At 48.4% G+C, this 12,294-nt stretch carries 13 protein-coding genes; 10 read left to right on the top strand and 3 right to left on the bottom strand.

Annotated elements, in window-relative coordinates:
• The first annotated feature begins 209 nt into the window (after positions 1–209).
• Positions 210–437, top strand: a complete 228-nt coding sequence (locus FCN15_RS17575) for a hypothetical protein (protein WP_238996737.1) — start codon at positions 210–212, stop codon at positions 435–437.
• A 107-nt stretch (positions 438–544) separates the two neighbouring features.
• Here FCN15_RS17575 and FCN15_RS17570 read toward each other — a convergent pair whose 3' ends face one another.
• Positions 545–1,591, bottom strand: a complete 1,047-nt coding sequence (locus FCN15_RS17570) for an HD-GYP domain-containing protein (protein WP_138496284.1) — start codon at positions 1,589–1,591, stop codon at positions 545–547.
• 89 nt (positions 1,592–1,680) lie between these two features.
• Positions 1,681–2,406 (bottom strand): molybdenum cofactor biosynthesis protein, encoded by a 726-nt coding sequence (locus FCN15_RS17565; RefSeq protein ID WP_138496283.1) that lies wholly within the window; start codon positions 2,404–2,406, stop codon positions 1,681–1,683.
• A 100-nt stretch (positions 2,407–2,506) separates the two neighbouring features.
• Here FCN15_RS17565 and FCN15_RS17560 point away from each other — a divergent pair, with 100 nt between their 5' ends.
• The 8 genes from FCN15_RS17560 (at position 2,507) to FCN15_RS17525 (ending at position 10,078) form a co-directional block, all read left to right on the top strand.
• Positions 2,507–3,976 carry a bifunctional metallophosphatase/5'-nucleotidase gene (locus FCN15_RS17560; RefSeq protein WP_138496282.1) on the top strand — a complete coding sequence of 490 codons (1,470 nt, stop codon included), beginning with the start codon at positions 2,507–2,509 and terminating at the stop codon, positions 3,974–3,976.
• A 69-nt stretch (positions 3,977–4,045) separates the two neighbouring features.
• Positions 4,046–4,876 (top strand): undecaprenyl-diphosphate phosphatase, encoded by an 831-nt coding sequence (locus FCN15_RS17555; RefSeq protein WP_138496281.1) that lies wholly within the window; start codon positions 4,046–4,048, stop codon positions 4,874–4,876.
• Between the two features lie 27 nt (positions 4,877–4,903).
• On the top strand, positions 4,904–6,022 hold the full coding sequence (locus tag FCN15_RS17550; RefSeq protein ID WP_203232175.1) for an HD-GYP domain-containing protein: 1,119 nt from the start codon (positions 4,904–4,906) through the stop codon (positions 6,020–6,022).
• A 150-nt stretch (positions 6,023–6,172) separates the two neighbouring features.
• Positions 6,173–7,306, top strand: a complete 1,134-nt coding sequence (gene yfkAB, locus FCN15_RS17545) for a radical SAM/CxCxxxxC motif protein YfkAB (protein ID WP_138496279.1) — start codon at positions 6,173–6,175, stop codon at positions 7,304–7,306.
• Between the two features lie 16 nt (positions 7,307–7,322).
• A complete protein-coding gene (locus FCN15_RS17540; RefSeq protein WP_138496278.1) occupies positions 7,323–8,687 on the top strand; it encodes a hemolysin family protein in 1,365 nt (454 codons plus the stop codon).
• Between the two features lie 280 nt (positions 8,688–8,967).
• On the top strand, positions 8,968–9,186 hold the full coding sequence (locus FCN15_RS17535) for a spore coat associated protein CotJA (protein WP_138496277.1): 219 nt from the start codon (positions 8,968–8,970) through the stop codon (positions 9,184–9,186).
• Between the two features lie 3 nt (positions 9,187–9,189).
• The gene (locus FCN15_RS17530) at positions 9,190–9,459 is read left to right on the top strand and encodes a spore coat protein CotJB (RefSeq protein ID WP_138496276.1); all 270 of its coding nucleotides are present in this window, start codon (positions 9,190–9,192) and stop codon (positions 9,457–9,459) included.
• Between the two features lie 49 nt (positions 9,460–9,508).
• Positions 9,509–10,078 carry a manganese catalase family protein gene (locus FCN15_RS17525; protein ID WP_138496275.1) on the top strand — a complete coding sequence of 190 codons (570 nt, stop codon included), beginning with the start codon at positions 9,509–9,511 and terminating at the stop codon, positions 10,076–10,078.
• Between the two features lie 139 nt (positions 10,079–10,217).
• On the opposite strand, the gene FCN15_RS17520 is transcribed toward FCN15_RS17525, so the two are convergent.
• On the bottom strand, positions 10,218–11,261 hold the full coding sequence (locus FCN15_RS17520; RefSeq protein ID WP_238996736.1) for a GGDEF domain-containing protein: 1,044 nt from the start codon (positions 11,259–11,261) through the stop codon (positions 10,218–10,220).
• A 303-nt stretch (positions 11,262–11,564) separates the two neighbouring features.
• On the opposite strand from FCN15_RS17520, the gene FCN15_RS17515 reads away from it, so the two are divergent.
• Positions 11,565–12,278 (top strand): metallophosphoesterase family protein, encoded by a 714-nt coding sequence (locus FCN15_RS17515; protein WP_138496306.1) that lies wholly within the window; start codon positions 11,565–11,567, stop codon positions 12,276–12,278.
• Positions 12,279–12,294 lie beyond the last annotated feature (16 nt).

Raw genomic sequence — 12,294 nt, 5'->3', positions numbered from 1 at the left:
ATAAGGGTAATCTAAAAGAGTATTTAAAATACTTGACGGTATTTATAATACCACATATAATCGAAATACGAAATAGGAGAAGGACGCAAACTTACCGGCTTGTTCGAATTTAATGGAGTTGGCGTTTAAGTCCCTTTTTCGGAACAAAAGGACAAGTGACTTCGAAAGGGTATTTTAAATACTCAAATTTAGAAAATAGGAGGTTAATCATGAACATTTCAAGCGATATTCTTAATCTTGCCGCTTTGGTTGCTGCATATGTAAGCGTTACACGCGCATTTGGCCTTAAAGAGAAATGGATTAACGTAGCTGCGGTGCTCATTGCTGCAATATTCGTACTTGTTCCCGATAAGATCCAGGAAAAGCTTATCTTGATCTCCGTTATTGGCCTATCCGCAACCGGCGCTATCCATTCACAAAGAAAGAAGAAGGAGTAGCCCAAGCAAGCAGCGTGCATGTGAGGCAGAGGTTGAGTGAATGCTGCTCGCCCAAATGTGATTCTCCTTCTAAATACGGCTCTTTCGCCAGCGTCTTCGCCAGTGTATTACATCAAGACTTCCTGTATCGACGTCTCTGGCTCTTTGGCAAGGTCTGCAAACCGGGAGTCCGTTCTTACCAAAGGACGGAAGAAGTCGGAATGGTTGGTCATTACGATATGGCCGGTTTCTCCGGTAGTCAGAAGGACTTTCTTGCCGATAAAATTAGGAACCAAATGGCGGATCAAAGCCTGTACAGCTTCCCCGGACAATTTGCCGAAGCTCAGCTTGTACATTTCCTGCAGAACTGTCAGCTGCTCTTTGCGCGACTGATATACACGCTGGGAGGTCATGGCGCTGTAGGTATCCGCAACGGCGGCGATGCGTGCATAGGGGTGAATTTCCTCTTTGCTCAATCCATACGGATAGCCGCTGCCGTCATCCCGTTCGTGGTGCTGGCGTGCGACCAAAGCTGCCGTTTCATCTCCGGTGGAATTAAGGATTAATTCATAGCCGTAATGAGTATGCTTTTTGATAAAATCGAATTCCTCTTCGGTCAGTTTGCTAGGCTTATTAAGAATATGCGGCGGAATCATGCACTTGCCCATATCATGCAAATATCCGGCTTTGCCTACTCTGTACGCTTCCTTCTCATCATAGCCCATCCAAATGGCGATATAATAAGAAAGCAGTCCTACCTGGAGGGAATGGTTGTATGTATATTCATCCTGGTGATTAAACATCATCAGCAGTGAGACTACGTCTTTCTGGTCCATCAGATCATTCATTAAAGGCTGGAGTGTTTCATCTATGTAGTCACTGCTGAATTTTCCATTTGCCAGAGATTCCAGAAAAAGCGTTTCAAAAATATCCAGTGCACCATCGAATTTAGGCTTTAACTTCTGGAGAGAGGCTGACAGAGGCTGACTTGAAGAGGCGGATACATTGTCTATGTGATTCTCTATATCTATGAAATCAATTCCATGCTGTACAAGCTTCACAATGGATTCATCCGTCAAAATGGTATCTCTCTGCAGAACAAATACACCGTTGCTATTAAAAATATCCTCGGTCACCCGGTCCCCCGGGCGAAGTTCCATCACATGCTTTCGCACAAGGACCATCCACCTTCTACTAAAGTATTATCTACTTAAATATATCAGGCAAAATATGGATTGACAATCCTATTCACGATTCGACAGAATCAGCTAGAGGGGGACAGGGGGTTCCATGGTCCCTGCTGGGAGCCTTTCCATTCAGAGCCATCTTCCCAGATTTCTTTCTTCCAAATTGGGACGATTTGCTTAAGCCGCTCAATGGCGAACCGGCTTGCCTCATAGCAGCTGTCCCGGTGAGGAGCGGAAACAGCAATGACAACACTGGCTTCGGCGATTTCAACCTTCCCGGTCCGGTGACTGATAGCGCATTGGCTTCCCGGCCACCGAACTGCGATTTCTGCACCGATGAGCTGCAGCTTCTTGAGAGCCATTGGGGGGTAGGCTTCATATTCCAGATGAATCGTGCGTTTGCCTGCAGTCATTTCGCGGGTTGTTCCGACGAAGACCAGAGAAGCGCCGTGATCGGGATGAATCACTTTATTTGCAATTTCTTCAATCATTAATGGATGAGAGGTCAATTGATAGAATCCGTCTTCGCTTTGATAAGAATCTGCCAGGGGCTCCCCGCCAGAGACCGGGGGAATAAGCGCAATTTCATCATCGGAAGTAATGAGGGTTTCATCAGGCGCATATTCATGATTTACAGCAACAAAAGCCTGTACCAGCTGCTGGCTGGCTTGAGGATATTTCTCAGCAAGCAAGGATTTTAATTCCTGCGCAGTAATTGTAACTTTTTCCTCGAGTTCTACGTTAATAAGGGTTAACCCCAAACTTTCGGCAAGCCCTGCAAAAAGTTGCACACGAAGGTTCATATTCTTGTCTCCTCAAATTGCAATTATGTTATAAATATAATATATCATAAGTTTGGCAGCTTACGAACGGCAAGCGGGACCGAAAGGAGAGGAATTGCAGATGCAGCAGAATGCAGAAACGGATGAGCTTCTAATCCTTCACACTAATGACCTTCACAGCCATTTCGGTGCCATGGCCGCAATTTCAGGCATGATTGAAGCGGAACGGCAGACCTGGCAGGACCGGCTGCTGCTGCTGGATATAGGCGACCACATGGACCGGGCAGCGGTGGAGACGGAAGGCACCCTGGGCCAAGCCAATGTCGATATTCTTAATTTGACGGGATATGATGCCGTTACAATAGGCAACAATGAAGGGCTGACTTTTACACCGGAGCTTTTGGAGCAGGCGTATGCCGGTCTGCAGTGCCCCATCGTTTGCTGTAATATCAGGGAAACAAAATCAGGACAGACTCCGGATTGGATGAAAGAATATCATATTGTGCACAAGGCAGGCTTCACAATCGGTTTGATCGGAGCGACCGCCGCATATGCTGAGTTTTATCATATATTGGGCTGGCAGTCGCTGGATCCGCTTGAGGCCGTGCGCAGCCAGGTGAACGAAATACGAAGTCAAGTCGATGTTGTTATACTCCTGTCTCATTTGGGATTAAAAATGGACGAGATGCTGGCTGCAGACGTTCCAGGCATTGATGTTATATTGGGTGGGCATTCCCACCATCTGATTCAAGAGCCTTTATTTATAGAGGGGACATGTCTGGCTGCAGCCGAGAAATTCGGCCATTACCTGGGGAAGATTGTGTTAACGCGGGATAGCGGGGGATGTGTGGCAGTAAGCTCAGGTGCAGCTCTGGAAGTAGCTGGGCAGCCGGAAGTCAGCCAGGCGGCTGAATTTGAAGCCCAGCAGCAGGTCGTTCAAGCTATAGGCATTCATCACAAGCATGCTGTAGAAAGACTGAACCGGACGGTAGCCATCACGAGACAGGCCCTCCCGGTCAGTTATGAGGAGGAATCTCCCTTTGCGAATCTGCTTGCTCAGTCTGTCCGCAGATTTACAGGCAGCCAGATCGCCATCGTGAATTCAGGACAGCTGCTTGGCGGACTTCCGGAAGGGGAGATCAGCGAGGGGATGCTGCATGCCCTATGTCCGTCACCTATTAATCCTTGCCGGATCAAGTTAAAGGGAGAGTATATTTTGAAGAGTCTGGAAGAGTCGCTCATTCCTGAAATCGCCGGCAAAACGATTTATGGGTTTGGCTTCCGCGGGAAAGTGCTGGGAAACCTGTCCACGGACGGACTGGAAATCGAATACGATTTCACCGACCAGCCCTTTAGACGCATACGGATGGCTACCATTGGGGGGGTTCCGATTGATCCGGAAATCGAGTATGATGTAGGGACATTGGATATGTTTACTTTCGGGATCGGCTACAAGGCTATATCTTTAGGCACAGATAAAGTGTACATGCTGCCGGAATTTCTGCGGGACCTGCTGCGCCTGGAACTGCAAACTCCGGGCGCGGTAGAACAAAGCTTCATATCAAGATGGCATAAACATCCGCTTTCGTAAGGCCGCCTGCTTGGATGAACCGAATGATTTAAGGACTAGGACCTAAAAATTGACGATTGGGAGGAAAATATGAGTATTATTGTCGCCATTATTTTAGCCATTGTAGAGGGGATTACTGAATTTATTCCGGTCTCTTCTACAGGGCACATGATTTTGACAGCCAGGCTGATGGGGTATGATGATCAGTCTCCGCTCATGAATTCGTTTGAAATTGTGATCCAGCTTGGAGCTATCCTGGCGATTGCCTGGGTGTACAGATACAGAATTTTGAATTTGCTTGGTCTTCAGAAGGACAGTCAGACCTCCAGAGCGATCGGCAAGCCTGCCGGTAAGCTGAACCTGATTCATGTGCTTCTTGGCATCGTGCCTGCACTGGCAGTGGGATACATATTCAGAGATCATATTAAGAGCTTGTTCAGCGCTTCAACTGTCCTGTGGGCGCTGGTTGTCGGCGGCGCTTTTATGATTTTTGCAGAATGGTATAATAAGAAGGTTGCCCGCGTGACGGCAGAGGATATTGACCAGCTCAGCTACACACAGGCTTTTCTGATTGGCATTTTCCAGTGTATTTCCGTTCTGTGGCCAGGATTCTCGCGTTCCGGCTCCACGATTTCAGGAGGAATGATCGCCGGTGCGAGTTATAAAGCTTCTGCCGATTTCTCGTTCCTGATTGCTGTACCGATCATGATCGCCGTTTCGGGCTATGAGCTTCTTGATTCCTACAAGGATATGAACTCGGACACGCTTCTTGCCTTTGCAATCGGATTTGTCGTTTCCTTTGTCGTTGCTTACTTGGTTGTACTGGCTTTCCTGAAACTGATCCAGAAGATTCAACTTAGACATTTTGCATATTACCGATTTGTGCTTGCAGCCGTATTCTGGATTTTTATTATGAATTAATATACGAATAGATACGGAGTGGAACGCTTGCGGCTGATACCCATAAAATCTCTGCAGCCAGGGATGAAATTAGCTAAAAAAATATATAACGATGAAGGGCTGGTCCTTCTATCCGAAAATGTCGAATTGACTCAGATCCTGATCAACAGGCTGGCCGGGCTTGGCATTGATTTTGTCTATGTCTCGGATCCAAGGACCGAGGATATCCTGATTCCTGAACTGATTTCGGAAGAAACGGAGCGAAGGGCGATTCAGGAGATCCGCTCTAATTTTATTAAAATTTCCAACGCTTCTTTGAAGGGATTTGTCTATCCGTTTCTCGGCAAGGCTTTTCTGAATGTTGTTGAGAATATTATGAAGGATCTGAGCAGCAGGGAAGACGTTTTAATTATGCTGACTAATATTAATAAAGCAGACCGTACGCTGTTCCGCCATTCGCTGAACGTTTGTATTTATTCGCTGATGCTTGGCAAAGCACACGGCTATACGCATGAGGAGCTTTCCGTTTTGGGGCTGGGGGCAATTCTCCACGATATCGGGAAGACGAAAATTGCTCCTTCCATCCTGCTGAAGCCCGACGGATTAAGCAATGTGGAGTTCGAAACGATGAAGCAGCATGCGGAGATCGGTTATAAAATGCTCAAGGATGAGCCCGGAATCCCCCTCCAGGCGGCCCACTGCGCGTTCCAGCATCATGAACGAATTGACGGAAGCGGATATCCGAGAGGCATTGAAGGCAATGAAATCCATGAATATGCCCAGTGGATCAGCATCGCAGATTCTTACGACGCCATGACATCCCATCGGGTCTACAAGCAGGCTCTGCTGCCGCATCAGGCGGTTGAGTCGTTGTATGCAGGCTGCGGTACGCTGTATGAGAAGCAGAAGCTGGAGATTTTTCGGGACCACGTGGCCATTTATCCGCTCGGTATGACGGTGACCTTGAATACTGGCGAGGTTGGCGTTGTATCGCGTATTCATCATTTTGCCCCGCAGAGGCCGGTGGTCAGGGTGCTGTACGGCACAGAGAAAGAGGAGCTTTCACAACCTTATGAAATTGACCTGTCCGAGAAACTGAGTGTCATCGTTACCCGTGTTGATGGGGAACCGGCGCACGCTGTTCATGAACAGGCACAAAGCTTGTAAGACTCGTCCGCTTATGGAACGGGTCTGTTTGTTTATCAGGCGGTGTGTGGAACAGGAATTTCGTGGTATGATAGAACGTATATAAAAACATAGGTCAATAGCTTTTGGATGGCTTTGATCAGGTTAATAATAGGATAAGGTGAGTAAATCATGAACTTAGGCAGTATTTCGCAAGGATTGCCTGTCATTTCTCCGGAAAATGATCCCTGGGATCCGATCAGGTCTCTGCGTGAATATGGCAGACACCGGCTGACCAGTGTAGAGATGACAGTAACCAATTTATGCAATATGCGCTGCGAGCACTGCGCGGTAGGGGATAGTCTGGTGCTCCGGGAACCCGAGCAGATTCCCCTCGACCTGATGCTTAAGAGGCTGGACGAGGTCGAGCATCTGCAGACCATCAGCATTACCGGCGGAGAACCGTCCTTCCGGCTCAAAACCGTTGAGGAGAAAATTGTTCCTCTGCTCAAATATGCCAAAGAGCGCGGCATTCGTTCCCAAATTAACTCCAATTTAACGCTGGATTATGGGCGGTATGAGAAGCTGCTGCCTTATTTGGATGTCATGCATATCTCATTCAATTATACAAATGTGCATGACTTTCATGAGGTCTGCTTTGCGAGAAGCGGTCATCCCGTTAGTCTTGAAGCAGCAGCAAAAATGTATGATGCCATGATTGACAATGCCTGCAGGCTGAGTCAGGACGGCATGTTTATTTCGGCGGAATCCATGATAAACTATCGTACACATGAGAAATTGCCGGAGATTCACCGGCTTATTCTCGATATGGGCTGCAAGCGCCATGAGGTTCATCCGATGTATGCGGCTGATTTTGCAGAGGGCCTGCCGGTATTGTCGCTGGATGACATGCGCACCGCAATCCATCATCTCCTGGACCATAGGGACCCTGAGGTGTGGATGCTGTTTGGAACGCTGCCGTTCTTTGCATGCAGCAGTAACCGGGAGGACCGGGAGATTGTTGCGCGGCTGCGGAGCGAACAGAAGGTGACCGTACGCAACGATCCGGATGGACGCAACCGGGTGAACGTTAATATGTTTACCGGCGACGTATTTGTAACCGACTTTGCAGCGATTCCTTCCTTCGGTAATATTGCCGGCCAGAAGCTCGACGAGATCTTCGAACGCTGGCTGTCCGAGCACCCGCTGTCAGGAACCGTCAACTGCTTCTGCGATGCGGCAAACTGCTGCGGACCGAACCTGCTTGTTGCTGATATGTATTATAAAGATACCGATTTTAAATCGCGCAAAGCGATGACTATATAGAAATGAGGCGTTGGTGTTGCCCAGTCACACGGAATTCGAAGTAGGTAAACTGCTCTTGAATTTACTGTTCGTATTTGTATTAGTATTTCTGAACGGCGTTTTTGTCGCCGCTGAATTTTCACTTGTCAAAATGAGACAGTCCAGGCTGACACAGCTGGTCAGCGAGGGTAACCGGCGGGCCGGCTTTGCCCTCAAGGTCAATCAAAGGCTGGATGCTTACTTATCAGCAACACAGCTTGGCATCACGCTTGCATCCCTTGGCCTTGGCTGGGTGGGCGAGCCGGCGGTGTCCGAGCTGTTGATTGAACCGCTGATGCATAAGATTGGCATTACAGATGGGACCTTGATTACAACGGTCTCTGTAGCGGTTGGTTTCTTTGTCATTACCTTCCTGCACATCGTGCTCGGGGAGCTGGCACCGAAATCGCTGGCCATACAGAAGACGGAAGGCACCACTCTGTGGCTGTCTGCTCCGCTTATGTATTTCTACAAAATCTTTATGCCGGTCATCTGGCTGCTGAACACGGCCGCCAACGGCATTCTCCGGATGATTGGTGTTGAGCCGGCCAGTGAAATGGATGCGGCGCACTCTGAAGAGGAAATCCGGATTCTGATGAATCAAAGTGCCAAAAGCGGCGTTATTGATAAAGACGAAATGAAGCTGATGGACAACATTTTTGAATTTTCGGATCTGCTGGCCCGGGAGATTATGCTTCCCCGCACCGATATGGACTGCTTGTATACCAACTTGTCCTGGGAAGAGAATATGAAAATTGTTGCGGAAACGAAGCACTCCCGCTATCCAGTGGCTCGTGAAGATAAGGACCAAATCATCGGTTTTGTACATATTACGGACATGCTCCTGCCAGATCCTGAACGCAGCCAGAACCTGGAGGATATTGTCCGCCCGATTCTGAATGTTCCGGAATCCATGGAGATCAGCCATGTGCTCCGCTTAATGCAGAAGCGCCATTCCCAAATGACGCTGATTGTGGATGAATACGGCGGAACAGCAGGCCTGCTGACGGCAGAAGAAATTTTGGAGGAGATCGTCGGAGATCTCCATGATGAATTTGAGGATGACCGTCCGGAGGTTGAGATCTTGGGCGAAGGGATTTTTTCAGTGGACGGGCGTCTGCTCATTGAAGAAGTCAACGATCTGACTGGTACGACGATTGAAGATGAGGAAGTGGACTCGATCGGGGGCTGGCTCTTTAAGGAGCTGGAGGGTGCTCCGCTTAAAGGGAAGAAGGTTCAGCAGGACAACGTGGTCTTTGAAGTGGCCGAGGCTGCAAGGCTGCGTATTACCCGGGTAATTATTTACCGGGTCGCCCAATCTTCAGAGCCGGAATTGAGCGAGCAGGAAGAGGATTTTTCATAGCAATGAATTTTTCATAACAATGATAGATAATGAGATAAATTAGCGGAAAGCGGCTAAGGAAATAGCCTGCTTTCCGTTTTTTATTTTGCGGAGATTTGATTCGTCACACTCCGGCAAGTCCGTCACAGGGAACGTGTTAATAAGACAGGCATCCGGAAAAAATCGGCATATAGGAAGTTCATTTTCTGGGCGGCTGTCATATGTTAGGAGTAGGTGATCTGCAATTTAGGCTTATTATGTCTGGTCTGAATATGCAAAATAGCCGAAGGAGGTTTAAACATTGGAATTTTCCCAGGTAAGAGTTTATCATCCCTTCGTCGGGCCGTTTGATCCTTGCCCTCCGATTTTAACCAAAACTTATCAGACCCCTGTACAGCTGTTCATTCCTTTTCAGCCGCCGAATCTTCCGCAATTCAATCCTCAGGAGGCTTTGTTTAAAGGAACATTGTGGCCTGCTCTTTACAGCCCTTACGAATCCAAATGGGGAAAGGAGCAATAAGGAATGGAGCAGCAAAAACCTTGTGATCCTGAATATTACGAAATGCTTGAGCAGCTGCAGGCGCTTGATTTTGCGCTGGTGGAACTGAATTTGTATCTGGATACGCATCCGGATGATCTGCAGGCGATCCAGCAGTTTAACGTCCTGACACAGGAACGTACTCAACTGGCGAACATTTTCCAGGAAAAATATGGTCCGCTTCAAGGTTTCGGACGCGCTTACAGCCGTTATCCGTGGGAGTGGTCTCAGACGCCTTGGCCGTGGCAGGTGTAAACCTGCCCTCTTTAGCTGGTTATTTTTAAATCAGGAAGGAGACGTAAAAATGTGGGTGTATGAGAAGAAACTGCAGTATCCGGTACGGGTAAGCAAATGCGATCCCCATATGGCAAAGCTGCTGCTGGAGCAGTACGGGGGAGCGGATGGGGAGCTTGCGGCGGCGCTTCGTTATCTGAATCAGCGGTATACGATTCCGGATAAGGTAATTGGACTGCTTAATGATATTGGCACAGAAGAATTTGCCCACCTGGAAATGATTGCCACTATGGTATATAAATTAACCAAGGATGCTACGCTAGAGCAGCTCAAGGCGGCAGGATTGGATCCGCATTACGTCAACCATGACAGAGCCCTGTTCTATCAGAACGCTGCAGGCGATCCCTGGACGGCAACCTACATTCAGGCTAAGGGCGATCCGATTGCCGATCTTTATGAAGATATCGCGGCTGAAGAGAAAGCGCGGGCTACATATCAATGGTTAATCGACATGACGGATGATGTGGATTTGCAGGACAGCCTGAAGTTCCTTCGCGAGAGGGAGGTTGTTCACTCCCTGCGCTTCCGGGAAGCGGTGGAAATCCTGAAAGACGACCGGGGAACGAAGAAGTTCTTCTGAGTGAAAAAGAAAGTGAAAAAGAAACAAACAGCCTTAAACCAGTCTTTGGCCGGTTCAAGGCTGTTTGTCTTGTTTCTTGTGTCTTGTTTCTTGTTTCTTGTTTCTTGTCTCTTGTTTCTTGTCTCTTGCCTTTTATCTCTTATAATACGACTTTATTTTTGCCGGTTCTTTTGGCTTTATAGAGGAGGGCATCGGTTTCCTCGAACATATTTTCCTTGGAAAGGCCGCTGGTATAGCATGTGACTCCAATACTGATCGTGACGGATCTGCCTCCCAGCTCCTCAAATACCTTCTCGGAAATCTGGACACGGATGCGCTCCAGCAGGGAATAGGCTTCATGAATATCTTTGCGGAACAGCAGGAGGGCAAATTCTTCTCCCCCGTAACGTGAGGCGATATCTCTCGGGTGCATATGCCCGCGGATAATCCGGGATACACCGAGGAGGATTAAATCGCCTGTCCGGTGGCCGTACTGGTCGTTAACCTGCTTGAAGTTGTCGATATCTAAGAGCGCGAGCTGAAATATTTTTCCCTGGGCTCCCTGTACTAGGGCCTCTTCATAAAGCTGCTGAAACGTATTGTGGTTGTATAAGCCGGTTTGGGCATCCTTCCTTGAGCGCTTCGTAATGGTCCGGTTCTCCTCAATCGCCTGCTCGAGATCGTTCACCAGCTCTCTGCCGGATATGATGATAATGGCCGACACCAGAGTGCTGACCAGCAGGAAGATTGGAATGGCAATGACATCAAACGGGCTCAGAAAGGTCCGGAACCAGGAATCCAGGTCATACATGATCAGGAACGCTGCCGTTTGCAATGCTGCCGTGAACAGGGTTAAATCCAGTCTGAAGAAGATCGCAGATGCAATGATGGGCAGCAGAAGAATCGCTGAAATGATTCGAATATCCATATTCAGACGAATAATTTCAATTGAAATGACGGCTCCTGCGCTAAACAAGGACAAGAAGGTGTATTTGGGTGCCTTTCGATGAACCCATTCCGCTGCAACGACGGCAGCTCCCATTAGAAGCGTCGGATACAGCACAGTGTGAAAGTAAAAATGTCTCGGTGTCACGTCATAAGAAGGAATAAACCAGTAAGCAAGCAGCTGAGCCGCATCATGCAGACCGATGATGGCCCAGTATATTTTCAGGAACCACCTAATCCAGGTATTCTGCCTGTGCAAAGAGAGCTTTGACGGTGTAAAAAATTCTCTAAATTTCAAGGATTTCACCACACGATTCAGGAAGTAAGCAGAGCGCGTTAACTTGTCCGGCAAATGAACTAGGCAGATCTAACTTGGCAGATCTGACTCAACAGATCTATTGTAAATTAATCCCTCTTGACTGCCAACAAATTTTACTTAAAAATAACCGCTCCAGCTGCCGGACAAGGATTTGCGCTTGCACCAGCCAAGCCATTATCATAGAAAGGGACAGCTTTGGAAGCGGATAAGGGGACAGGGAGAAGGGGACATACAGTGAGCCGAATGAAGGACAGGACAATTGCGATCAGCGATATTCACGGAGAGCTTGACAAGCTCAGAAGGCTGCTGAAGGCGGCCGAATATAATGCGGACAAGGATCAGCTGATACTGCTGGGCGATTACATAGACCGCGGTGCTCACTCCAGAGAGGTGCTTGATGAGGTCATCGGGCTCAAGAAGCAGGGCGCACAGGTGCTGAAGGGAAATCATGAGGATCTGATGATCCAGGCTCTTACGACCAAGGAAGAACAGCATTGGTACCGCTGGGTCGTCCGTAACGGCGGCGACAAGACCCTGCTGAGCTACGGCCTGTTTGAACGGGATCTTATTGCAAAAGGAACAGGGGACAGCTTCCGCATGCCGATTCTGTATGCGCCGGAGCTGTGGAAGCATCTTGAATTTGTGCAGAGCCTGGACCATTACATTGAAACCGATGACTTTATCTTTGTCCATGGAGGCGTAGATCCCGAGCTGGAGCCGGCCAGCACGCCGCCGCACACCCTGATGTGGATCAGGCAGCCTTTTCATAACGAATATAAGGGAAGCAAGAAAGTGGTGTTCGGGCACACTCCGACCAGCGGCCTCCATCAGGATCCGGATAATAACCACGTTTATTATGGGGCAAATAGGATTATTGGAATTGACGGCGGGGCAGTGTTTGGAGGACAGCTCAACGCGCTTGATGTAACGAATGATATTGTTTATTACGTAAGATAACCTGCCTTTCGTTTAC

This window comes from Paenibacillus pinistramenti (assembly GCF_005869875.1).
Lineage (GTDB): Bacteria > Bacillota > Bacilli > Paenibacillales > Paenibacillaceae > Fontibacillus > Fontibacillus pinistramenti.
Note: the sequence above shows the minus strand (reverse complement) of the source record. Positions and strands in the feature narration are given on the sequence as shown.

Bases quoted from the DNA above. Each gene is read 5' to 3' on its own strand.
- FCN15_RS17575 (WP_238996737.1), top strand. From the start codon at position 210: ATGAACATTTCAAGCGATATTCTTAATCTTGCCGCTTTGGTTGCTGCA.
- FCN15_RS17565 (WP_138496283.1), bottom strand. From the start codon at position 2,406: ATGAACCTTCGTGTGCAACTTTTTGCAGGGCTTGCCGAAAGTTTGGGG.
- FCN15_RS17560 (WP_138496282.1), top strand. From the start codon at position 2,507: ATGCAGCAGAATGCAGAAACGGATGAGCTTCTAATCCTTCACACTAAT.
- FCN15_RS17555 (WP_138496281.1), top strand. From the start codon at position 4,046: ATGAGTATTATTGTCGCCATTATTTTAGCCATTGTAGAGGGGATTACT.
- yfkAB (WP_138496279.1), top strand. From the start codon at position 6,173: ATGAACTTAGGCAGTATTTCGCAAGGATTGCCTGTCATTTCTCCGGAA.
- FCN15_RS17530 (WP_138496276.1), top strand. From the start codon at position 9,190: ATGGAGCAGCAAAAACCTTGTGATCCTGAATATTACGAAATGCTTGAG.
- FCN15_RS17525 (WP_138496275.1), top strand. From the start codon at position 9,509: ATGTGGGTGTATGAGAAGAAACTGCAGTATCCGGTACGGGTAAGCAAA.
- FCN15_RS17515 (WP_138496306.1), top strand. From the start codon at position 11,565: ATGAAGGACAGGACAATTGCGATCAGCGATATTCACGGAGAGCTTGAC.